Annotated in this window: 19 protein-coding genes; 12 read left to right on the top strand and 7 right to left on the bottom strand. The window is 69.3% G+C overall.

Features of this window, described 5'->3' with window-relative positions; all coding sequences use genetic code 11:
- Position 1 precedes the first annotated feature (1 nt).
- The 3 genes from VG502_RS09800 to VG502_RS09790 all read left to right on the top strand — a co-directional run bounded on the left by VG502_RS09800 (position 2) and on the right by VG502_RS09790 (position 3,625).
- Entirely contained in the window at positions 2-592 is a 591-nt protein-coding gene (locus tag VG502_RS09800) for an RNA polymerase sigma factor (protein ID WP_325549856.1), read from the top strand.
- Positions 589-1,071 carry a carboxypeptidase regulatory-like domain-containing protein gene (locus VG502_RS09795; protein WP_325549855.1) on the top strand — a complete coding sequence of 161 codons (483 nt, stop codon included), beginning with the start codon at positions 589-591 and terminating at the stop codon, positions 1,069-1,071. The genes VG502_RS09800 and VG502_RS09795 overlap by 4 nt, the downstream gene beginning before the upstream one ends.
- A 118-nt stretch (positions 1,072-1,189) precedes the next feature.
- Positions 1,190-3,625 (top strand): CHAT domain-containing protein, encoded by a 2,436-nt coding sequence (locus VG502_RS09790; protein ID WP_325549854.1) that lies wholly within the window; start codon positions 1,190-1,192, stop codon positions 3,623-3,625.
- Here the strand turns inward: VG502_RS09790 and VG502_RS09785 are convergent.
- Genes VG502_RS09785 through VG502_RS09770 form a run of 4 tightly spaced genes read right to left on the bottom strand, consistent with a single transcriptional unit; the run spans position 3,589 to position 7,794 of the window.
- Positions 3,589-4,161, bottom strand: coding sequence for a DUF4232 domain-containing protein (locus VG502_RS09785; RefSeq protein ID WP_325549853.1), 573 nt, complete (start codon positions 4,159-4,161; stop codon positions 3,589-3,591). The genes VG502_RS09790 and VG502_RS09785 overlap by 37 nt on opposite strands.
- A gap of 5 nt (positions 4,162-4,166) precedes the next feature.
- Positions 4,167-5,453: a M18 family aminopeptidase gene (locus VG502_RS09780; RefSeq protein WP_325549852.1), complete on the bottom strand. Its 1,287-nt coding sequence runs from the start codon at positions 5,451-5,453 to the stop codon at positions 4,167-4,169.
- A complete protein-coding gene (locus VG502_RS09775; RefSeq protein ID WP_325549851.1) occupies positions 5,450-7,057 on the bottom strand; it encodes a DUF349 domain-containing protein in 1,608 nt (535 codons plus the stop codon). Before VG502_RS09775 ends, VG502_RS09780 begins: the two co-directional genes overlap by 4 nt.
- The gene (locus VG502_RS09770) at positions 7,054-7,794 is read right to left on the bottom strand and encodes a peptidylprolyl isomerase (RefSeq protein ID WP_325549850.1); all 741 of its coding nucleotides are present in this window, start codon (positions 7,792-7,794) and stop codon (positions 7,054-7,056) included. The genes VG502_RS09775 and VG502_RS09770 overlap by 4 nt, the downstream gene beginning before the upstream one ends.
- 162 nt (positions 7,795-7,956) lie before the next feature.
- Here VG502_RS09770 and VG502_RS09765 point away from each other — a divergent pair, with 162 nt between their 5' ends.
- From VG502_RS09765 to VG502_RS09755, 3 genes are read left to right on the top strand one after another with little or no spacing between them, the layout of a single operon-like run.
- Positions 7,957-8,652 carry an MBL fold metallo-hydrolase gene (locus VG502_RS09765; protein ID WP_325549849.1) on the top strand — a complete coding sequence of 232 codons (696 nt, stop codon included), beginning with the start codon at positions 7,957-7,959 and terminating at the stop codon, positions 8,650-8,652.
- 31 nt (positions 8,653-8,683) lie between these two features.
- On the top strand, positions 8,684-10,018 hold the full coding sequence (gene hisS, locus VG502_RS09760; protein ID WP_325549848.1) for a histidine--tRNA ligase: 1,335 nt from the start codon (positions 8,684-8,686) through the stop codon (positions 10,016-10,018).
- On the top strand, positions 10,015-10,479 hold the full coding sequence (locus tag VG502_RS09755) for a 4'-phosphopantetheinyl transferase family protein (protein WP_325549847.1): 465 nt from the start codon (positions 10,015-10,017) through the stop codon (positions 10,477-10,479). Before hisS ends, VG502_RS09755 begins: the two co-directional genes overlap by 4 nt.
- A gap of 19 nt (positions 10,480-10,498) precedes the next feature.
- On the opposite strand, the gene VG502_RS09750 is transcribed toward VG502_RS09755, so the two are convergent.
- The 3 genes from VG502_RS09750 to VG502_RS09740 form a co-directional block, all read right to left on the bottom strand.
- Positions 10,499-11,806: a M1 family metallopeptidase gene (locus VG502_RS09750; RefSeq protein WP_325549846.1), complete on the bottom strand. Its 1,308-nt coding sequence runs from the start codon at positions 11,804-11,806 to the stop codon at positions 10,499-10,501.
- 124 nt (positions 11,807-11,930) lie between these two features.
- A complete protein-coding gene (locus VG502_RS09745; RefSeq protein WP_325549845.1) occupies positions 11,931-15,767 on the bottom strand; it encodes a Pls/PosA family non-ribosomal peptide synthetase in 3,837 nt (1,278 codons plus the stop codon).
- A gap of 122 nt (positions 15,768-15,889) precedes the next feature.
- The gene (locus VG502_RS09740) at positions 15,890-16,507 is read right to left on the bottom strand and encodes a hypothetical protein (RefSeq protein WP_325549844.1); all 618 of its coding nucleotides are present in this window, start codon (positions 16,505-16,507) and stop codon (positions 15,890-15,892) included.
- Positions 16,508-16,577: 70 nt separating this feature from the next.
- Between VG502_RS09740 and xerD the strand changes: the two genes are divergently transcribed.
- From xerD to VG502_RS09710, 6 genes are all read left to right on the top strand, one after another.
- Positions 16,578-17,501 carry a site-specific tyrosine recombinase XerD gene (xerD, locus tag VG502_RS09735; protein ID WP_325549843.1) on the top strand — a complete coding sequence of 308 codons (924 nt, stop codon included), beginning with the start codon at positions 16,578-16,580 and terminating at the stop codon, positions 17,499-17,501.
- A 161-nt stretch (positions 17,502-17,662) separates the two neighbouring features.
- The gene (locus VG502_RS09730; protein WP_325549842.1) at positions 17,663-18,517 is read left to right on the top strand and encodes a ParA family protein; all 855 of its coding nucleotides are present in this window, start codon (positions 17,663-17,665) and stop codon (positions 18,515-18,517) included.
- A 2-nt stretch (positions 18,518-18,519) separates the two neighbouring features.
- On the top strand, positions 18,520-19,542 hold the full coding sequence (locus tag VG502_RS09725) for a segregation and condensation protein A (protein WP_325549841.1): 1,023 nt from the start codon (positions 18,520-18,522) through the stop codon (positions 19,540-19,542).
- Positions 19,535-20,221, top strand: a complete 687-nt coding sequence (gene scpB, locus VG502_RS09720; RefSeq protein WP_325549840.1) for an SMC-Scp complex subunit ScpB — start codon at positions 19,535-19,537, stop codon at positions 20,219-20,221. The genes VG502_RS09725 and scpB overlap by 8 nt, the downstream gene beginning before the upstream one ends.
- Positions 20,218-21,144: a pseudouridine synthase gene (locus VG502_RS09715; RefSeq protein ID WP_325549839.1), complete on the top strand. Its 927-nt coding sequence runs from the start codon at positions 20,218-20,220 to the stop codon at positions 21,142-21,144. Before scpB ends, VG502_RS09715 begins: the two co-directional genes overlap by 4 nt.
- The gene (locus VG502_RS09710) at positions 21,141-22,325 is read left to right on the top strand and encodes a prephenate dehydrogenase (RefSeq protein ID WP_325549838.1); all 1,185 of its coding nucleotides are present in this window, start codon (positions 21,141-21,143) and stop codon (positions 22,323-22,325) included. Before VG502_RS09715 ends, VG502_RS09710 begins: the two co-directional genes overlap by 4 nt.
- Positions 22,326-22,332 lie beyond the last annotated feature (7 nt).

The following is a 22,332-nucleotide window of genomic DNA, read 5'->3' as shown; positions in this document are numbered from 1 at the left end:
CGTGGGTTCGCGGAAGGACGGCCTCGCGGACCGCGCTGCAGGCTGTTTCCGGGATTACCGTGCCGGCGACGACCTGGCGATGGCCCGCCTCGTCGATGCGGTCACACCTCTCATGTGGCACACCGCGCGAGCGGCCGGCCTGGACAAGTGCGCGGCGGAGGACGTCGTGCAGGAGGTGTGGCTGACGCTCTACCGGCAGGCGGAGCGGATCGCCGACTGCCAAGCGGTCCTGCAGTGGCTGCTGGTCAGCACCCGCAGGCGGGCCTGGGCCGAAGCGCGCAGGTCCGGCCGGACACGCGCCGAGGAGGCGCCGGCGGACGTACAGCAGGAGCGAGTGGCGGCCGTCGACGGCCCGGAGGCGACGGTGCTCCGGTCCGACTCCGACACGACGCTCTGGCGGCACTTCCGGTTGTTGTCGCCGCGCTGCCAAGCGCTGTTGCGGGTCGTTGCGACGGGTGAGCGTCCCGACTACGCCGGGCTCGCCGCGGCACTGGGTGTCTCGGTCGGCAGCATCGGACCGACCCGAGGCAGATGCCTGGCCAAGCTGCGTGCGTCGCTGGAAGCCGATCATGGCTGGGAGGGAGCGCGATGAGCCGCATCGATGAACTCGCGACGGGACCGATCGACGGGACGGACGAGCAGATCCTGCACGCCCTGGGCGAGATCGTCTCGGCGAGCGACCCCGTGCCGGCGGCCCTGACCGATCGGGTGAAGTTCGCGCTCACCGTCGAAGCCCTGGGTGCACAGGTAGCCGAACTGCTCGAGCAGCAGCCGGCCGGGGTGCGCTCGGCATACGACACCATCACGACCGTGACCTTCAGCGGCGACGAGGTGACGGTCCTGCTGACGTTGGATTCCGAGCATCGGCCGCGACGCCGTATCACGGGCTGGCTGAGCACACCGGAAGCCGGCGTGCAGGTGCACGGACCGGACGGCGAGGTTGCCGCGGAGGTCGACGAGGACGGCCGTTTCGAAGTGGACTTCTCGCGAAGTGGGTTGGTGCACTTGGTGATCCAACCCACGACCGAGCCGCCGTCACGACCTGTGGTCACGCCACCGATCCAGATCTGAGGGACAGCCGATCAGCACGCCGTATGCCGAACGCGAACTCGCCCGGGCCAAGCGACTGAACACCCTGGGTCAGTGGTCCGCGGCCCGGGGCAGGCTGACCGACGCGGTCGAACGGCTCGTGCGGGATGCCGCGGGTGACCGGGAGTTGCTCGGGCGCATGCTGGTGACCCGCGCGTTGCCGGACCTGCACCTCGACGGACCGGTGGCCGCCCGGCGCACGCTGGACGAGGCACGCCTCGCAGCGGCAGCCGCCGGGTCGACGTATGTCGCGGCGCTGGCGTCCGTCCAGGAGGGCACCATCGCCATGTATCGCGGCGACTGGGTGGCCGGTCTCGCCGCGCTGGAACAGGTGCAGGAGAACGATCTGCGCTCTCCCGCCGAGGTGCTCGCGGTGCTGCTCAATCGTGGTCTGGCCAACACCACGCTCCGGCGGGCTGCCGAGGGTCGGCGTGACCTGCGTGCGGCGTTGAGGCTTGCGGTGCAACAGGATTGGCAGGAGGTCGTCTTCAAGGCTCGGCACAACCTCGGTTGCCTGGAGTTCTTCGTCGGGCACCTGCCGGAGGCGATCCGCCTGATGCAGGAGGCCGACGAGATGCCGGTGCGCGTGGACCGGCTCCAGTCCCGGCGGGACATGGCCGTGGCGCTGCTCGAGGTCGGGCTGGTCGACCCGGCACGGCAGCTGTTGCAACTGGCCCTGCGGAGTGCCCGCAACCGGCACCTGCGACTGGACGAGGGCAACATCCTGCTGGACCTGGCGGGTGCCCGGTTGCTGACCGGGGACGTGCGTGGTGCGAGGCGCAGCGCGGCGGCGGCGATCCGTGCGTTCCAGGCGTATGGCGACGAGCGACTGAGCGCACATGCACAACTGCTGATGGCAGCTGCGGATCTGGCCGGTGGGCGGGTGAGCATGCCACCCGACGCCGCCCTGCTGGGCGACGGCACTGCGACCCGGCAGGCCACCCTGCTGCGGGCCGAGGCCGCGCTCACTGCCGGCGAGTTGGGCAGGGCACGGACCCTGCTGGACCAGATGACCGAGCTCCCGGCGGCCGGGATCGACAGCGTGATGCACGAGCACCTGTTGCGCGCCCGGCTCGCGGCATACGCCCGTGATCGTGTGTTGATCGAGCGCGAATTTTCCTCTGCTGCGCGGAAACTGGTGCGATTGCAGGGTGCGGTCGCGAGCTTGGAAGCGCGTGCTGCGGTCGCGGTGCACGGTGTACGGCTGGCCGCCTACGACCTGTCCGAGGCGATGCGCCGCGAGGAGCCGGCGCACGTCTTCCGCTCCGTTGAGCGCTGGCGGGCCGCATCCCAGCGGCTTCCAGCGGTGCACCCGCACCCGGACCCGGCGGTGGCCTCCCTGGCGATGCGACTGCGACAGCTGCGACACGATGTGCGTGGCGGAGCGGACGGCGCCGCGGTGCGCGCCGAGATCGCGACGGTGGAGCAGCAGTTGAGTCGTCGGCTCTGGGCAGTGGGCCCGGCGGCAACCGCGGTCGGGCTGTCGCCCGCGTCATTCCGAACGGTGCGGGCGCGGCTGACCGGTTCCGGCACGACCCTGCTCTACTTTTTCCGGTATGCCGGATTCGACCACCTGCTGACGATCGGCTCCCACGGGTGCGCTGTCCGGCGGCTGTCGACCAGCACTTCGGTCGACACGCTGGTGGCGCGTCTGGAGACCGACGTGCGGGCACGCGCTCACGCAGGTCATGCACCGGGTGTCGGCGCCGCGATCGACCGTGGCATCGCACGCACCGCCGAGTGGCTCGACGCGCTGCTGCTGCCGGCGGACCGGGTCCCACTCACCGACGCAGTGCTCGTCACGCCGACACGGGCCCTGGCGTCGCTCCCATGGGGCACCCTGCCCTCGCTTGCCGGACACGCGGTCGTCGTCGCGCCGTCGGTGTCACGGTGGTGTTCCATGACGTCAGCAGCCGGCGTAGTCCACGAAGCGGCTCTGCTGCTCGGTCCCCGGATTGCCCATGGCACAACGGAATTGGATGCGGTGGCAGATGTATGGCGAGCAGCCGGATCCGACGTCGTCAGCCACTCGCCCGCCACAACCGGCGATCTGCTGCACGCATTCGCGACGGCCGACCTGGCGCACGTCGCGGCACACGGCGTCCACGCCCAACAGAGTCCGCTGTTCTCCCGGCTCGAACTGCAGGACGGACCGCTCTTCGCTCACGAGCTGACGGCGCGTGATGGGGTCCCGCAGCACGTCGTGCTGTCCGCCTGTGATCTCGGCAGGTCACGTGTGGGAGCGGGGGATGAGCCGCTGGGCCTCGCCGCGGCGCTGCTCGGACTCGGCGTGCGCAGCGTGCTGGCCGCTGCCGGCCCCGTGGATGACGCACTGGCGGCGGCGGTGATGACGAGCTACCACCGGCGACTCGCGGCGGGGGAGTCCGCGGCGCAGAGCCTGCGGGCGATCCGCACCGAGCTACCGGGCGCGGCGATCTTCACCGTCTACGGTGCCGACTTCGTCGTGTCCCGGGTGCCCCCGGACGAGCATGGCTCGGATCAGGGAGCCCACGTCGCGTCGGCGACGGTCGGTTGACCGGTGACGTCGGTCAGCCCCCCGAGTTGCAGGCAATCGTCCAGATGTGCCGTCCGGCCGCCGACCAGCAGGTCCAGGGCGGCGCCGCCGCGTTCGCAGCGGCCGTTGGAGAGCCAGTGGAGTTGCAGCGTGACGACCTGCCCGGCAGTCACCACGCGAGAGTTTTTCGCAGGCCGCCAATCCCATTGCACCGGAACGGTTTTGCCGTCGCTGTCGCGGACCGTGATGGTCGGCTGTCGCGGCACGACGGCCGGCCCCGATCCGCAGTTGCGCACCTGGATCGTCAGGTAGCGGTTGCCGGAGGCTGCCTCCACCGGGCTGAAGCCGAACGCCCACGGCTGCCCACTGCACGTTGCGGCGATGGACGTGGTGCGGACCGGACTCGACGTCGGAGGTGTCGCGATCGGAGTCGTGAAGCTCGGCTCCTGGGTCGACCTGACGTGCCGGCCCGGCTCGAGACCGTTCTGTGCCGAACCGCACCCGGACACGGCAAGGAGTACGGCGGCCGCCGACACGACCGTCCGTAGCGATGCCACGAGGCTCAGGCGGGGGAGAGGAACGCCGTGAGCGCGTCGGCATACATGCGCTGATCCTCGGTGCCGACGAGTTCGCGGACCGAATGCATCGACAGTGTCGGTGCCCCGAAGTCGACCGTGGTGACACCGGTGAGCGCCGAGGTGACCGGGCCGACGGTCGAGCCACACGGCAGGTCGGAACGCACGACGAACGCCTGGACCGGCACGCCGGCCTGCTCACACGCCAACGAAAACGCTGCTGCGCCAACGGAATCCGTGGCATACCGCAGGTTGGTGTTGATCTTCAGGACCGGTCCGCCGTTCATCGCGATCTGATGCTGCGGCTCGTGCCGGTCGGCGTAGTTGGGATGCGTGGCGTGCGCCATGTCGCCGGAGGCGATGACGCTGCCGGCGAGTGCGCGGTGCATGGCTTCTCGATCTCCGCCGAGCGTGCGGGTGATCCGCTCGAGCGTCGTCATCAGCAGCGCGGACTGCGCGCCGCGCTCGGACACGGAGCCGATCTCCTCGTGGTCGAAGAGCGCGAGCACCTGGGTCGTCGGGGTTGCCGGTTCCGACTCGTGCGCGCGGATCAGCGCGAGCGTGCCGGCATACGAGGTGGCCAGGTTGTCCATGCGGGCGCCGGCGATGAACTCCCGGTCGCGGCCGAAGAGCCCCGCGGGCTGCACGTCGAACGTCATGGCGTCCCAGGCAAGCAGGTCCTTGGCGTCGACCCCGACCTGTGCGGCGAGGTAGACCCGGAAGTCGCCGGCCGAGTCGCCGAGGCCCCAGTGCGGCACCAGGTGCTGCTGCGGGTTGAGCTGCTCGCCCTCGCGTGCCGACCGGTCCAGATGTATGGCTAGCCGGGAGATCCGCAGGATCGGCTCGTCGACCTGGAAGAGCCGCTCCGCCACTCCGTCGCCATCGCGTATGGCGACCCGACCGGCCACCCCGAGGTCACGATCCATCCAGCTCGGCGCGATGATCCCGCCATACGGCTCGACACCGAGAAGTTGCCAGCCGGCGCGGGCCACATCAGGCTGCGGCTTGATCCGGAAGTTGGGCGAGTCGGTGTGCGCGCCGATCATCCGGATCGGCGTGGTCGCGCCGTCGGAGTGCCTGGTCGACCACGCGAGCAGCGAGCCGCCACGGATCAGGAAGTAGCCGCCCGCCTCCGTCGGCCACTCATCGGTCTCCTGCAGCTGCTGGAAACCGGCCGCAGTCAGCTGCCGAGCCGACTCCGCGCACGCGTGGAACGGTGTCGGAGACGCGTTCAGGTAGTCGATCAGGCCCGCCCCGACGGTCGGTGCGGTCATCGAGTGGAGTCCTGGAGCCCGCTGCGGGCCTGCTCCAGCCAGGCCTGACGAGCCTTGAGCGACTCCTCCAGCTCCTTGATCTTCTTCTCGTTGCCCCGCTCACGAGCCTTGGCCAGATCCGACTCGAGATCGGCGACGGCGGACTCGAGCTGGTCGACCATCGACTGGGCGCGTGCCGCCAGCTCCGGGTCGGTCTTCTGCCACTTGGAATCCTCGGCGTCGCGGACCGCCGCCTCGACCCGGCGCATGGCCTGCTCGATACGGTTGATGTCCTTGCGCGGAACCTTGCCCGCCGCGTCCCAGCGGTCCTGGATGCTGTGCAGCGCGGACTTCGCAGCGGCCAGGTTCTTGACCGGCAGCAGCGCCTGCGCCTCCTTCAGCAACTGTTCCTTGACCTGGAGGTTCGCCTCGAACGCCTGGTTCTCCTCGGCGACCACCTCGTCCTTGGCGGCGAAGAAGGAGTCCTGCGCCTTCTTGAAGCGCGCCCACAGCTTGTCGTCGTCGTGCCGGGACGCCCGGCCGGCCTGGCGCCATTCGCCCATCAGCCGCTTGAACGCGGATGCGGTCTGGCCCCAGTCCTTGGACGTCGCGAGCCGCTCGGCCTCGGCGATGAGCTGCTCCTTGCGGGCCTTGACCGCGCCGTGCTCCTCATCGAGGCGGGCGAAGTGCGAGCGCCGGGTCTTGTCGAACCCGTTGCGCGCGTGACTGAATCGCTGCCAGAGGGCGTTCTCGGTCGGCTTGTCGAGCTTCGCCCCGGTGCGCTGGAGGTTCTTCCACTCGTCGAGCAGTTCTCGCATCCGCGCCGTGCTGGACTTCCACTGGACCTTCTCGGTCGGCTGGGCGGCGATCTGCTCGGCCTCGACGACGAGCTTCTCGCGCTGGGCCGCGGCCTCGGCACGAGCAGTTGCGCGCGCCTCACCCTCGACTTGAGCCTTCGCCTTCAGGGCCGTCGCGATCTGCTCGATCGTGGAGTCGAGGTTGGCGAGATCGCCGACGACGTGCGCCGCGCCGACCTGCTCGCGCAGCGCGCGCAGCGCCTCCTGGCCGTCATGCACCGGCAGGTCGGTCTGCACGACCCGCTGCAGCAACAGGTTCGCTGCCGCGGCGAGCTCGTCGTACTTGCGGGCGAAGTAGGCCAGGGCCTCCTCGTGGCTCGCGTCCGGGTAGGAACCGACCTCGCGCTCACCGTCCGGCGTGCGCACGAACACGGTGCCGTCCTCGGCGACCCGACCGAACGACGCCGAGTTGCTGGCGACCGCGGGTGCCGGAGCCGGTGCCTGCGGGGCGGCCGCGGCCGGCGGGTGCGGCTTCATCGCCGCGGGTGACGGGGGAGTCGGCCGGGGCGTGGCTGCGGCTGGTGCCGCCGGGGTCGGTGTCGCCGGTGTGGCCGGTGTCGCCGGTGTGGCGGTCTCCTCGGCCGGTTCCGGTACGGACGTTTCCTCGGTGGCTGCAGTTGCGCCTGTCTCCTCCGCCGGTGCCTCGTCGGGGGCTGCCGGCGTTGCGGGCACCTCCTGCGCGGCTCCTTGCTCCGCGGGCGGTGCCGGGGTCGGCTCCGTCGGCTCGGTGGTGGACTCTGGGTTTTCAGGTGACATGTTGTCGCTCATGCCTTCTTCTCCGTGACGGTGACCTTGAGGATGCTGATCGGTTGTGTCGGTGCGCCATCGCCGCCCGGGCTGTTGGTCCCGGCCTTGGCCACTGCGTTGACGATCTTCATGCCACCGACAACCTTGCCGAAGATGGAGTAGCCGCCGCCATCGGTCGGCAGCTGGGTGTCGTCATACACGATGAAGAACTGGCCACCGTTGCTGTTGGGGTCCTGCGAACGCGCCATGGCAAGCGTCCCGCTCGGGTAGTCGCCGTCCTGCGGGGCGTTCTCGATGCCGAAGCCGTAGCCCGGATTGCCCGTCCCGGTCCCGGTCGGGTCGCCGCACTGCAGGACGTAGATGCCCTGGGTGGTCAGCCGGTGACATGGGCTGTCGTTCCAGTAGCCCTTGGCCAACTGGAGGAACGACGCGACGGTCTGGGGTGCCTTGTCGCCATACAGTTCGACGGTGACGTCGCCGCAATTGGTGTGCAGCACCGCGGTGAAGGTCTTGCCGGCCGCGACGGCCTTCGAGGGCAACTTCTGCTGTTTCGTGCTCGCCGGCAGCGCCGGCGGCTTCGCGCAGTGCAGTTTGGTGCCGCTGACCCCGAGCGTTGCGGCGGACGCGTTCGGTGAACCTGCCGCGGGCGCGCCCGAGCTCGGCGAGGCGCCGCCACTGCTCGACCCGCAGGCCGCAAGGCTCAGTGTCGTGGCAAGGCACGCGACGCCGATGACGGACCGGGTCCGGTTCAGACGCAAGAGAAGCTTCTCCTCGGTTTCTCCACACGGCGGATCTCGCGCCCGTCAGGAGGTTGTTTGCAAACGCCCGCCAGTCTAGGGGGTCTGCGGCGGATTTCCACCGGATACTCGGGGGTCGGTACGTCATCGCAGGTGCCTGATCGGCACCGATAGGCTCGCCGCGTGCTCACCGCATCCTTCCCAGCCACCGTTTTCGGCACGAACTGCTACGTGATCGCCCCCGGACAGGGCGAGGAGTGCGTGATCGTCGACCCCGGCATCGGCGTGCTGGAGACACTGCGGGACGCCCTGGCCGAGCTGAAGCTGCGACCCGCCGCCGTGCTGCTCACCCACGGTCACGTCGACCACGTCTACTCGGTCACCCCGGTCTGTGGCGGCACCATCGGCGCCTACATCCACACCGACGACCGGTACCGGCTGGCCGATCCGTTGTCGTCGCTCGGGCCGGAGCTGATCGGGATGTTCGAGCAACAGTTCGGCAAGCAGCCGACCTGGACCGAGCCCGGCGACGTGGTGGAGATCCGCGATCATCAGGCGCTGGAGCTCGCGGGTATGACGTTCGACGTGCGACATACGCCCGGGCACACCGAGGGCTCGGTGATCTTCGGCATCGACGAGATCCCGGACGGCCTGCCGCCGGAGGCCGCGGTCACCTCGACCGTGCTGTCCGGTGACACGCTCTTCGCCGGATCGATCGGCCGCACCGACCTCGCCGGCGGCGACGGCGAGGCGATGAACCGATCGTTGCGCGACGTCGTCCTCGACCTGCCCGACACGTCGCTCGTGCTCCCGGGTCACGGCCCCGGCACCACCATGGCACGCGAACGCGCCACCAACCCGTACCTCCAGAACCTCTAGAACCACTAGAACCGCATAGGACTGCACCCAGATGGCAACCAAGGTCACCCCGATCAGTGGCTTCCAGGAATGGCTTCCCGCTGACCGCATCGCTGAGCTCATCGTGCTCGACACCATCCGCGAGGTCTTCGAGCTGCACGGCTTCGCGTCGATCAACACTCGTGCGATGGAGACCGTCGACCGGCTCAGCGGCCAGGGCGAGGACGCCGACAAGGAGATCTACGGAGTCCACCGTCTTGCGGCGGACGACACCAGCGAGACGACGCTCGGACTGCACTTCGACATGACGGTGCCGTTCGCGCGCTACGTGCTGGAGAACGCCGGCAAGCTGACCTTCCCGTTCCGTCGCTACCAGATCCAGCCCGCCTGGCGAGGTGAGCGCCCGCAGCGGGGCCGCTATCGCGAGTTCATCCAGGCGGACATCGACATCATCGATGTGGGCTCGCTGCCCGATCACTACGAGGCCGAGCTGCTGCTGGTCGTCGCCGATGTCTTCTCGCGGCTGCCGGTCGGTGACTACCGGATCCACGTCAACGACCGGAAGATCTGCGAGGGCTTCTACCGCGGTCTGGGCATCGAGGACGTGACCGGCACCCTGCGCATCGTCGACAAGCTGGACAAGATCGGTGCCGACGGCGTGCGCAAGCTGCTGCTCGAAGCCGGCTGCACTGACGACCAGGCCGGCCAATGCCTTGCACTCGCCGAAATCAGCACTGCCGACACGGGATTCGTCAAGCAGGTGCAGGCGCTCGGTGTGGAGCACGAGTTGCTGGACGAAGGTCTTGCCAAACTCGCGGCAATCGTCGAGGTGGCCAACGAGCACGCACCCGGAGTCATCGTCGCCGACCTGCGGATCGCGCGCGGCCTCGACTACTACACCGGCACCGTCTACGAGACGATGCTCGAGCGCGACCCCGGGTACGGGTCGATCTGCTCGGGCGGCCGGTATGACGCCCTGGCGTCCGACGGCAAACGCACCTTCCCCGGCGTCGGCATCTCGATCGGAGTGTCCCGGCTGCTGGGCAAGCTGATCACCGAGGAGGGGCTGACCGCCTCCCGCGAGACCCCTGCAGCGGTGCTCGTCGCGGTCAACGCCGAGGAATCGCGCGGTGATTCGATGCGCGTGGCAACGGCGCTGCGCGCTCGCGACATACCGACCCTCGTGGCGCCGAAAGCGGCGAAGTTCGGCAAGCAGATCCAGTTCGCCGACCGACGCGGGATTCCTTTCGTGTGGTTCCCCGGCGCCGACGGCGACCAAGTGAAGGACCTGCGCAGCGGGGACCAGGTGGCAGCCGACGCGGCGTCGTGGGTGCCGCCGGAGGCCGACCTGCACCCGTCGCTGGTCGTGCCGACTGCCGGGGAATGAGCAAGGAACCGTCGACGCTGGTCGTCAACGATCACCTGAGCGCGGATGCACTGGTGCGGGCCGCCGCACTGCCCGGGACTCTCGAACACCGGTGCAGGCACTGCGGATCCGGCGAGCACGGGCAACCGACGCTCGACGGTGGACCGTTCGTGTCGATCGCCCGGAGCAGCCAGGTCTCGGTCATCGCGTGGTGGGTCGGGGGACCGGTCGGCGTGGATGTCGAGGCGGCCGGTGCGGCAGCGCCGCCCGAGCTCACGCTCCACCCGGCGGAGCGTTTCGACGACGTGCTCGCCGTGTGGGTCCGCAAGGAGGCCGTGCTCAAGGCACTCGGCACCGGGCTGCGCACCGACCCGCGGACCATCCGGCTGAGTGCCCAGCACGGGGTCGCGAGCGTGGCCGGCACCGACCTGCGGGTGAATGAGTTGTCCATCCCCGGGCACGTTGCTGCGGTCTGCTGGTAGTGCGCGCGCCTCGAGATGCTCAGGCCGGGGGCAGTTCCGGTAGCGCTTCGTCGTAGACCCATGCATCGAGCAGGTCGGCTACTGGCCGTCCGCACACCTCGCGCACCAGCGCCTCGAAGTCACCGGTGGTCACGTTGCCGTAGCGGTGCCGGTGGACCCACGTGCGGGCGAGCTCGAAGAATTTCGCATCACTGCTCGCGAGCCGAATCGCATGCAGTGTCAACGCTCCTCGCTTGTAGACACGGTCGTCGAAGACGTCGTGTATGCCGGGGTCACCCAGCACGATGTCCTGCTTCAGCTCGCTGAGCCGTCCCCAGTGCACCCGCGCCCGCTGGTCGGCCGTGTCGTTGCCGGACGCCTCCGACCAGAGCCACTCGCTGTAACACGCGAAACCTTCATGCAGCCAGATGTCGCGCAACTGACGGAGCGTCACCGCGTTGCCGAACCACTGGTGCGCGAGCTCGTGTGCGATGAGGCGCTGGGACTCCCAATCGCGGCCCAGCAGATTCGACCCGAAGACCGAAAGCCCCTGTGCCTCAAGCGGAATCTCCAGCTCGTCGGTCGTGACGACGGCTCGATAGTTGGCGAACGGGTACGGCCCGAAGAGTCGCTCGAACTCGGAGATCATCCGTGGCTGGTCGGCGAACGCCTCGTCGAATCGGCCCCGCAGGGATGGCGCGACCACCCCGGACACCGCCACGGAGCAGCCGGAGATCTCGTGCTCGGCATACTGGCCGATCTGCACGGTCGCGAGGTATGGCGCCATCGGCTCGCGTTGCTCATAGGTCCACACCGTCTGGCTGGAGCGCCGATTTCGGCCGGTACGAACGCCATTGGCAACCACGTAGTAGTCAGAGGGGGCGCTCATCGTGATCCGGTAACTGGCCTTGGCGTCGGGCCGGTCGTTGCAGGGGAACCACGACGGCGCGCCACCGGGCTGCGCGGCGACGATGGCGCCCTCCTCGAGTTCCTCCCAGCCGGCCTCGCCGACCTTGTCCCGGACGACCTTGGGCACACCGCGGTAAGTGACGATCACCTCGGCGGTCGCGCCGGCATACAACGACTCGGCGAGCTTCAGGACGAGACGGCCACCTCGGTGTGTGTAGCGCGTGGTGCGCACACCGCGCACCGAGACGACCTTGAGGTGATGCAGGTCCAGGGTGAGCGTGTCGATCCCGTCGGCCAGTGCACGGATCCTGAGCGTGGCGCGCCCCGCGAGCCGGTTACCGATCACCGCGTATTCGAGGTCCAGGTCATAGTGCTCGACCGTGTATGACGGGTCGCCGTGACCGGGCAGATAAGGATCGGCGGACGGCTGATGGTTCACGGACGGCTCGCCCCGTGTGGGCGCTGCGACTCGCAGGCTCCCTGCAGCACCAACACGTTTCGAGCCTTCCTGTGCCATACCGATCGAAATTCAGATCGCCCATACAACCATGATTGATTCGCCATCACTCGGAGACCCACGGACCGATCGGATTGCCCAGCCAGCGCGTCATGTCCGGCACCGTCTCGCCGCGCATCACCAAGGAGGCCGGACCGACCGTGCTGTGCCGGCCGAGCTCCGCGGCGGGCAGGATCACGCTGTGCGGACCGATGGTCGCGCCGGAGCGAAGTGTCACGGTGTCCAGCGACAGCACCCGATCGTGGAACAGATGGGTCTGCACCACACAGCCCCTGTTGACCGTCGACCCGGGCCGCAACTCGATCAGGTCCGGTTCGGGCAGCCAATACGTCTCGCACCACACACCGCGACCGATCGTCGAGCCCATCGCCCGCAGCCACACGTTGAGCACCGGCGTTCCTGCGGATGCGCGCGCCAGCCACGGAGCCGCCAGCATCTCGACGAAGGCGTCGGTGAGCTCGTTGCGCCATACGAACGAACTCCACAGCGGGTGCTCGCCCTCACGAATCCGACCGACCAGCAACCATTTTGCGGCCACCGTCACGACCGACGCGATCGCGCCGCCCACCATCAGCGTCACACCGCACAGCAGCAACGACCACAGGCCCCAGTGCTCCTGCATCCACAGCCACAGCAGCGCCGTGGCCGCCGACAGGCCGAAGCCGCCGATCCACGGGATCAACCGGCCCAACTCGACCACGGCTCGAGCGATCTTGAGCCGTCCGGCCGGCCGGTAGGTACGCGAGTCGTCACCATCGGAGGTCGTGCGGCGTAGGCGCACGGGCGGGCTGCCGATCCACGAGGTGCCGGACTTGGGCTTGTCCTTGCGGCTCGGAGCGGCGGACAGCACCGCGATCAGACTGCCCTTGGGCAGTTTTCGGCCGGGAGCAGTCATTCCCGAGTTGCCGACGAAAGAGCGCTTGCCGACCTTCGTCTGCTCCATCCGCAACCAGCCGCCGGCCAGCTCGTAGGGGCCGACGAGGGTGTCGTCGGCCAGGAATGCCCGGTCGCCGACCGTCACCAGCTTCGGGATCAACAGCACGGTCGACGCCTCGACCTCGTCGCCGATCCTCGCTCCCAGCAGGCGCAACCAGGTCGGTGTCGCCGTGCTGGCGTAGATCGGGTAGAGCCAGCCGCGGGCCTCGTCCATCATGCGCAACGTGCCCCATGCGCGCAGTGCCTGCCAGCTGTGCACGGGATGATGCCCGGCACGCAGGCCGGCGCTGAGCGACCTGACGACCAGCCAGACAAGCATTGTCAACGCGATGATGCCGCAGAGTCCGCCGGCAACGACCGAGACCACCCCGAACGGCCAGACTCGGTGACCACCCTGCACCAGCAGTCCGATCCAGGCCCCGATGACGGTCGCGGCCACGGGGCAGGCTGCGATGAGGATCGCCAGCGCGGCATACAGGAACGCGAACACCGGGCGGTGCGGCGGGTGCTCGTCGGACCAGGCACCGCGGGCCTTGCCCGAGCGGCGTGCGGGTGCCCCGCTCCAGAACTGGTCGTCCGGGACTTCGCCGAAAACGCCTGAGCCCGGTGCGATCTCGGCCCTGCGACCGACCACGCAGCCCGGGGTGAGCGTCGAGCGCGTCCCGACGCGCGCGTCGCGGCGGACCGTGACGGTGCCGATCTGCAGACGGTCGCCGTCGAGCCAGTGCCCGCTGAGATCGACCTCCGGTTCGATCGATGCGCCGCGTCCCACCCGCAGCAGCCCGGTCACCGGCGGCAGACTGTGCAGGTCTGCGTCGCGGCCGATCCGTGCGCCGAGCAGGCGTGCGTACCAGGTCATCAGTGGCGCGCCGGACAGGTTGGTGGCGCCGGAGTCGTCGTTGACCCGCTCGGCCAGCCAGAGCCGCAGGTGGACCTTGCCGCCTCGGGGGTAGACGCCAGGCCCGATCCCGCGGAGTATGACGCGAATCAGCCCGGCGGACAGCACCATTCGACCGACAGGTGTCAGGAAGGCCACCGCCAGGACCACCACCAGCCACCACGGCGCGCTCGGCGCCGGCCAGCGGAGCTGATCGACCAGAGGTGTGGCGATGCGCACGCCGAACAGGAGCCAGGTCACCCACCGGAGTCCGGCCAGGGTGCGCGTGCAGAGCAACGCGAACTGTTGTGCTGCTTGCGATTTCGCCGGTGTCGGTGGGACGTTCCGGTCGCGGACGTTCGCCGGCGAACTCATCGAGTCGAGGTGCTCGGCGAGCCCGGCGACGCTCGGGTGGTCGTAGATGTCCGCGACGGTGACCTCGGGCTGGAGTTGCCGCAAGCGCGACACCATCTGGGCGGCGGTCAGCGATCCGCCGCCCAGATCGAAGAAGTCGTCCTTGCCGGAGGTCACGACGGCGCCCAGGACATCCAGCCACAACCCGGCGATCGTCTTGGCGGTCCCGGTCAGCTCCAGGTGCTCGTCGCCACCGGCCCGCAGCGTCGCCACCGGCCAGGGGAGTGCGTCGCGGTCGATCTTGCCCGACGTGCGGGTCGGCAGGGTATCGACGCTCGCCAGTCGAGGAACCATGGTCGCCGGCAGTTCGTCGCGCAACCGCTCCATCGCTGCGGTCAGGTCGAATTCGCCGTCGATGGTGAGGTACCCGACGAGGATCTTGGTGCCGGATCCGGTGGTCCGGATCGCGGCGGCACCCCCGCCGACGCCGGGCAGCGCGGTCAGCGCGGCGTCGATCTCGCCGAGTTCGATGCGACGCCCGCCGAGCTTGATCTGCTCGTCGATCCGGCCACCGAAGACCAGCCCGGCCCCGTCGCGCACCACGTGGTCGCCGGACCGGTAGGCGCGTCCCCAGCCCAGCGTCGGCATCGGCGCGTACTTCTCGGCGTCCTTGTCGGGATCCAGGTAGCGGGCGAGTCCCACCCCGCCGATGATCAGCTCTCCCGTCTCACCCTCAGCCACGGGTTGCCCTGCGGGATCGACGACTTCGAGGTCCCAGCCGTCGAGCGGCAGGCCGATGCGCACGGGCTCGCCGGGGCGCAGTTGTGCCGCGCAGGCGACCACCGTCGCTTCGGTCGGGCCGTAGGTGTTCCACACCTCGCGACGAGCGGTGGCGTACCGGTCGGCCAGTTCCGGTGGGCACGCCTCGCCACCGAGGATCAGCAGCCGCACCTTGTCCAGTGCGTCGGCCGGCCACAGTGCGAGCAGGGTCGGCACCGTCGACACGACGGTGATGTCGTTGGCGACCAGCCACGGCCCGAGGTCCATGCCGCTGCGCACGAGGGAGCGCGGCGCCGGCACGAGGCAGGCGCCATACCGCCAGGCGAGCCACATCTCCTCGCAGCTGGCGTCGAACGCGACCGACAAGCCGGCCATGACGCGATCGTCGGTGCCGATCGGGTGGCCCTGCAGGAAGAGCCGGGACTCGGCGTCGACGAATGCCGCAGCATTGCGGTGCGTGACCGCCACGCCCTTCGGCTTGCCGGTCGACCCACTGGTGAAGATGATCCAGGCGTCGTCGCCGACCTCCGGCTCCTCGGCCGCGCGCGGCTCATGTGGCATTCGCACGTCGATCGCGAGATCGTCGCCCAGCACCGCCGCGACCTGCGCCTCGCCGAACACGACTGCGGCGCGCTCGTCCGGGTCGTCGGCATCCACCGGGACGTATGCCGCTCCGGCCAGCAGCGTGCCGATGATCGCGACGTAGAGGTCGAGCGTGCCGGACTGGATGCGCACGCCGACCCGGTCTCCGCGCCCGATGCCCTCCTGGCCGAGTCTAACGGCGAGATCGCCTGCGCGCTCGGCGAGTTCGTCATACGTCAGCACTGTGGCGCCGTTGTCCAGGGCCGGCGAATCCGGGCACTCCGCGACGGTCTCGCGGAAGATGTCGACGAGGGTTCGCGGGGGAGCGGCGAGCTGCCCGCGGTGCAGTGTCACCGAGATCCTCCGGGGCGGACGTGGCAATGGTCGCTCACATTGTCGCGGCAGCCGCGGGTGTCCGACGAACGCAGGCTGTCCGCAGGGTGAACGGAGGGCGACCGTTCGGGGTCGCCGGCGTCTCAGTCCTCGGGTGCCGTGTCCTCCCGCAATCCGAGATGGTCCAGATAGGCACCGGCAAGTGCGGCCACGGTCTCCTCGTCGCCGTCACGCCACTGCTGGACCGGACGTGCTCCGACCGCGGCCAGCTTCCGGGCGGGCAACCGGGTCAGCGCGTCCAGCGCCAGCAGGTCCGCTCCACCGGGTTGCTGCCGCAAGGCGTCGGCACGGCCGGCTCGTCGTGCGTAGCCGATCCGTAGGAACAGCCAGCCGAAGACCGCGACCAGCACGGGCACCAACGCGACCTCGAAACCGATGGCGGCGCCGAGATTGCCCAGGTTGTCGGCCAGTTCGTGGCCGGCGTGCTGCAACGTGGTGGCGGCGTCGGCCGACTTGTCGATCGGCTTGCGGACCTTGCTGCCGACCAGCGGAGTGTGCGACAGAACGCCGGCCGCGTCATGCAGGTGCCGGGCCAGGTCCCCGCCGCTCCGCTCGATCTTGCGAGCGCCGTCCTGCGATCCCGCCACCTGCTGGTGCACATGTATGCCGAGCCGGACCCATGCGGTCACCCACGCGACCGTCAGCACGTCGTAGACCACCTGGCGGGTGGCGCGAGATCGCCTCGCGGCATACAACTTCACCTGCTGACTCCTCCTGCGTCACGGACTGCCCCTCCATCCGAGCAGACGTGAGGCGTGAGAATGTCGTTCCGTGGCAACCTCACTCGAACGATCGATACGCGGATGGCTGGACCACCTGCGCGTCGAGCGAGGCGCCTCACCACACACCCTGCGCGCCTACGAACGTGATCTGCGCCGGTATGCCGAGCATCTTGCGGGGCGCGGCATCGACGACGCAGGCAGCGTCGGCGAGTCCGACATCGCGGACTTCCTCGCCACGCTGCGGGAGGGAACACCGGACCATCCGCCGCTTGCGGCCTCGTCCGCCGCTCGCACGCTGGTCGCGGTCCGGGGGTTCCACAAGTTCCTGACTTTGGAGGGCGACACGGCCGACGATGTGGCTGCCGCGGTGCCACCGCCGAAACCGCCGCGGCGCCTGCCGAAGGCGATCCCGCTCGATCAGGTCGAGCGGTTGCTGGATGCCGCGAGTGTCGGTGACACCCCCGCGTCGCTGCGCGACCGCGCGCTGCTGGAACTGCTCTACGGCATCGGTGCGCGGGTGACGGAGGCGGTGAGCCTGGACGTCGACGACATCGAGTTCGAGTCCGCGACGGTCCGGGTCCTCGGCAAGGGGAGCAAGGAGCGTGTGCTGCCGCTCGGCCGGTATGCCGCGGAAGCGCTCACGTCATACCTGACGCGGGCGCGACCCGCTCTGGCTGCCAAGGGGAAGGGGACACCGGCGTTGTTCCTCAACCAACGGGGCGGGCGACTGTCGCGGCAATCGGCCTGGAACATCATCCAGGCCGCCGCCCGGCGGGCGGATCTGCCGGGACACCTCAGTCCGCACACCCTGCGGCATTCGTTCGCGACCCACCTGCTCGACGGCGGCGCGGACGTCCGGGTCGTGCAGGAACTGCTCGGTCACGCCTCGGTCACCACGACGCAGATCTACACGATGGTCACCGTGCAGCAACTGCGCGAGGTGTTCGCCAGCTCACACCCCCGGGCCCATTGACCGCGAATGACGGCTTCTTCGCCGAATGACGGTGGAATCGGACCGTCGCTCGCCGAGGGAGCCGTCACTCGCGGCGAGCCTGGGCGCCCGCTCCCGCTCCTGGATGTAATAGGTTGGCGCTTGATCGCCGAGAGGCCGAACGAGTAGTTCAGGAGCGCGCAGTGAGTTCGAAGGAGCAGGTCGGCCCCACGGGGCGCCCGCTGCCCACTTTCCCGACCCCGGTGGAGCTCAAGAGCCACGGGCCGGCGCGCATCATCGCGATGTGCAACCAGAAGGGTGGCGTGGGCAAGACCACGAGCACCATCAACCTGGGGGCCGCGCTGGCCGAATACGGCCGCAAGGTCCTCCTCGTCGATTTCGACCCGCAGGGAGCACTGTCGGTCGGCCTCGGCATCCGGGCCCATGAGCTCGACACGACCGTCTACAACCTGCTGGTGTCGCGCGACGACGACATCCACGACGTCATCCAGCACACCGCCAGCGACAACCTCGACGTGCTCCCGGCCAATATCGACCTGTCCGCCGCCGAGGTGCAGCTGGTCGGGGAAGTCGCGCGCGAGATGGTGCTGGCCCGGGTCCTGCGTCCGGTCGTCGATGAGTACGACGTGATCCTCGTCGACTGCCAGCCGTCCCTCGGCCTGCTGACCGTCAACGCACTCACGGCGGCCCACGGCGTCGTCATCCCGCTGGAGTGCGAGTTCTTCGCGATGCGCGGTGTCGCGCTCCTGGTGGAGACGATCGACAAGGTCACCGACCGGCTCAACCCGCGCCTCGAGATCGACGGCATCCTCGCCACCATGTATGACGGCCGGACCCTGCACAGCCGGGACGTGATCCGTTCCGTCGTGGGGCATTTCGACGACAAGGTGTTGCACACCGTCATCAGCCGGACGGTGAAATTCCCCGACGCGTCGCTGGCGGCCGAGCCGATCACGACCTACGCCTCGACGCACGGGGCAGCCGAGGCCTATCGGCAACTGGCCCGCGAGCTGGTGGCTCGCGGGGCCGCGGCCTGATCATGAACACCACTGACCCGGTTCTGCCCGAGCGGGCGGAACCGGCCACTGACTCCGTGCTGCCGGAATCCGCGCCGGATCCCGCGGCCGATTCCGCACCGGATCCCACCGGCGCGGACGCTCCTGCGCCGGTCGTGCCGGGCGGTGTGCTGACCCGGCGTGCGGCGTCGGCGCCCTTCGAGGTCCACCTCGACGTCTTCTCCGGACCCTTCGAGTTGCTGCTCGGGCTGATCTCCAAGCACAAGCTGGACGTCACCGAGATCGCGCTGGCCAAGGTCACCGACGAGTTCGTGGCGCACATCCGGCGGGCGCAGGCGGAGTCGACCGACTGGGACCTCGGGCAGGCCTCCGAATTCGTGCTGATCGCCGCAACTCTGTTGGACATCAAGGCTGCTCGGCTGCTGCCGGACCTGCGCGCCGACGACGATGACGACCTGGCGCTGATCGAGGCACGCGACCTGCTCTTCGCCCGGTTGCTGCAGTACCGCGCGTTCAAGGAGGTGTCCGTCGCCTTCGCCGAGCGGATGCAGTCGGCCGGGCGTATGACGGCACGGCAGGCCGGGTTGGAGGAGCGCTTCGCCAAATTGCTGCCCGAGCTGATCATGAACGTCACGCCCGAGCAGCTGGCCCGGATCGCCGCGCAGGCGATGACACCGCGACCGGAGCCGACGGTCGGCCTCACCCACCTGCACGCCCCGGCGGTCAGCGTCCGGGAGCAGGCGACGATCGTCATCACCGCCCTGCGGGAGCGTCGGCAGGCGAGCTTCCGGTCCCTGGTCGCCGACGCGGAGTCGACACTGGTGATCGTCGCCCGCTTCCTGGCACTGCTGGAGCTCTACAAGGAGGCCGCGGTGACGATGGACCAGCCGGAGGCGCTGGGGGAGCTCGTCGTGCACTGGACCGGTGATGACCATGACACCGTTGAGGTGAGCGCCGAGTTCGACGAATTGGACAACGACCAGGCGACCGGGCCGGTCGCCGCAGACAGCACGAGCGGAGAAGGCGAGGAGGACGGCGATGACTGACGAGCAACACGTGACCGGCGACGCGCCCGATGATGACGCGACCCCACCGGCCGCTGAACGGGCGAGCGAACAGGTCGAGGAGCAGGAGGTCGTCGAAGAAGCGCCGCCGTTCGACGTCCGCACGATGCCCGGAGGCGCACGCAGCGCCATTGAGGCGATCCTGATGGTGGTCGACCAGCCCGTGACCGCCGAGGAACTCGCCACCGCACTCGAGCTGCCGGAAACCGAGGTCGTCGAGGCGATCGAGGGTCTGGAGCGCGAGTATGCCGAGCAACACAGGGGATTCGCACTGCACTGCATCAACGGTGGCTGGCGGGTCTACAGCCGGCCCGACTATGCACCTGCGGTCGAGAAGTTCCTGCTCGACGGCCAGCAGGCCAAACTCACCCAGGCGTCGCTGGAGACGCTTGCGGTCATCGCCTACCGGCAACCCATCTCCCGATCCCGGATCAGCGCGGTGCGAGGGGTCAACGTCGACGGCGTGGTCCGCACGCTGCTGACGCGTGGCCTGATCGTGGAGATCGGATCCGACGGCGAGCAGGGTGCGCTGCTCTACGGCACCACCCCTTATTTCCTGCAGCGACTCGGGCTCAGCTCGCTCGACGAACTGCCGGCACTGGCGCCATACCTGCCTGATGCAGATGTGGTTGACGAACTGATTGCGCAGGGACACGGATGACAGGCAACAAGCGAAACAACCAGTCGGGCAGCGGATCCCGTGGCCACCGAGGTCAGTCCGGCCAGCGTGGTCAGGCCGGCCGCGGCGGTGCCGGACGGACCGGCGGTGCCGGACGGCCGGCGCGGACCCGTCCCGGGGGCCAGCAGCGACCCCCGCAGCCGGCGGCGCCGCAAGCGCCATACGTCGACGTGCACGACCCGGACGGCGTGCGGCTGCAGAAGCTGCTCGCGGCCGCGGGTGTCGGCAGCCGACGGGTGTGTGAGGACCTGATCCGGCAGGGCCGCGTGTCGGTCGACGGGCAGAAGGTCCAGGAGCTCGGTGTGCGGATCGACCCGCTGGCGCAGACGGTCCACGTCGATGGCGAGCGGATCCAGCTGGACGAGTCGCGTGTCTACCTGGCCTTCAACAAGCCACTGGGCGTGGTCTCGACGATGCACGACGAGATGGGCCGCCCGTCCGTCGGTGAATACGTCGAGCAGCGCAAGGAGCGTCTGTTCCACGTCGGTCGCCTGGACGTGGACACCGAGGGGCTGTTGCTGCTCACCAACGACGGTGAGCTGGCGAACCGGTTGCAGCACCCCAAATACGGTGTCCCGAAGACGTATGTCGCGATGATCCCCGGTCCGGTGCCGCGTCAGCTGGGCAAGCAATTGCGCGAGGGCGTCGAGCTCGAGGACGGCAAGGTCGCGGTCGACTCCTTCAAGGTCGTGGACTCCAAGCCCGGTTGGGCGCTGGTCGAGGTGATCCTGCACGAGGGGCGCAAGCACATCGTGCGGCGCATGCTGGAGGCCGTCGGCCACCCGGTCGAGTCGTTGTCACGCACCGACGTCGGCCCGGTCCACCTGGGTGAGCTGCGTCCCGGCAAGATGCGCCCGCTCACCCGGCAGGAGGTCGCCGGGCTCTACAAGGCGGCCGGCCTGTGAGCGATTCAAGCGGGTTGAGTAGCCGGGGGAGCGAAGCGGAGGAGGCGTATCGAAACCAGCGCGGTCTCGATACGGGCTCGCCCTACTCGACCCTCGGTCCCACCGTCCGCATCGTCGGCACCGGCCTGATCGGTGCTTCGATCGGTCTTGCCCTGTCACACAAGGGTTTTCGGGTGCTGCTCAGCGATCCGTCACCGACGGCGCAGGCGCTCGCGGCCGACCTGGGCGCGGGCCGGATCGACGATGACACCGCCCCGGACGCGATCTTCGTGGCGGCTCCGCCGGATGTCGCCGCAACGGTGGTCGCCGAGCAGCTGAAGCGGTGGCCGTCGGCCGTCGTCGCGGATGTCGCCTCGGTCAAGCAGCAGGTGGCAGACGCCGTGCGCACGCTGGTCCCGCCGGAGCAATTGCACCGGTATGTCGGCAGTCACCCGATGGCCGGCCGTGAGCGCTCCGGCGCGGTCGCGGCGCAGGCGGACCTCTTCGAAGGGCGCACCTGGGTCGTCTGTCCACAGCAGGAGACGGACCCACAAGCGGTGCAGCTCATCCAGGAACTGGCGCACGCAACCGGTGCCGCGGTCGAGACGATGCCGGCGGACGAGCACGACGCCGCGGTCGCGGTCGTCTCGCATGTTCCGCAGCTCGCCGCATCGATCGTCGCGGCGCAATTGCGCGACCTGCCGGATGCCGCGATCGCCTTGTCCGGCAGTGGAATTCGCGACGTGACCCGGATCGCCGCGAGTGATCCCATGCTCTGGACGCAGATCCTCGCCGGCAACGCGGCTGCGGTGGCCCCGGTGCTGGATCGGGTGGTAGAGCAGTTGGGAGCGGTCGCCCGGTCACTGGGCCGATTGGCGGCGGACAGCACCGCTGCCGAGGGCAGCCGCGGCGAGGTCGCGCGGCTGATCTCGGACGGTCAGCTCGGCCATGCCCGGATCCCCGGCAAGCACGGTGCCGCGCCGGCGACATACGCGACGGTGATCGTGCCGATTCCCGACGAGCCGGGTGCGTTCGCCAGACTGTTCAACGACGTGGGTGATGCGGGCATCAACCTGGAAGATCTGCGGATGGAGCACGGGGTGGGCGCGATGGTCGGCCTCGTCGAGCTGTCCGTGCTGCCCGGTGTGGTGGACCGCTTGCGAGATGTGTTGGAGGACAAGGGATGGAGTGTTCATGAGTGAGCGGAGC

The sequence above is a fragment of the Flexivirga sp. genome (genome assembly GCF_035551235.1).
Taxonomy (GTDB): Bacteria; Actinomycetota; Actinomycetes; order Actinomycetales; family Dermatophilaceae; genus Flexivirga.
Note: the sequence above shows the minus strand (reverse complement) of the source record. Positions and strands in the feature narration are given on the sequence as shown.

Excerpts from the sequence above, each read along its gene's own strand:
- VG502_RS09795 (WP_325549855.1), top strand. The coding sequence starts at position 589 with ATGAGCCGCATCGATGAACTCGCGACGGGACCGATCGACGGGACGGAC.
- VG502_RS09780 (WP_325549852.1), bottom strand. The coding sequence starts at position 5,453 with ATGACCGCACCGACCGTCGGGGCGGGCCTGATCGACTACCTGAACGCG.
- VG502_RS09775 (WP_325549851.1), bottom strand. The coding sequence starts at position 7,057 with ATGAGCGACAACATGTCACCTGAAAACCCAGAGTCCACCACCGAGCCG.
- hisS (WP_325549848.1), top strand. The coding sequence starts at position 8,684 with ATGGCAACCAAGGTCACCCCGATCAGTGGCTTCCAGGAATGGCTTCCC.
- VG502_RS09755 (WP_325549847.1), top strand. The coding sequence starts at position 10,015 with ATGAGCAAGGAACCGTCGACGCTGGTCGTCAACGATCACCTGAGCGCG.
- VG502_RS09725 (WP_325549841.1), top strand. The coding sequence starts at position 18,520 with ATGAACACCACTGACCCGGTTCTGCCCGAGCGGGCGGAACCGGCCACT.
- scpB (WP_325549840.1), top strand. The coding sequence starts at position 19,535 with ATGACTGACGAGCAACACGTGACCGGCGACGCGCCCGATGATGACGCG.
- VG502_RS09715 (WP_325549839.1), top strand. The coding sequence starts at position 20,218 with ATGACAGGCAACAAGCGAAACAACCAGTCGGGCAGCGGATCCCGTGGC.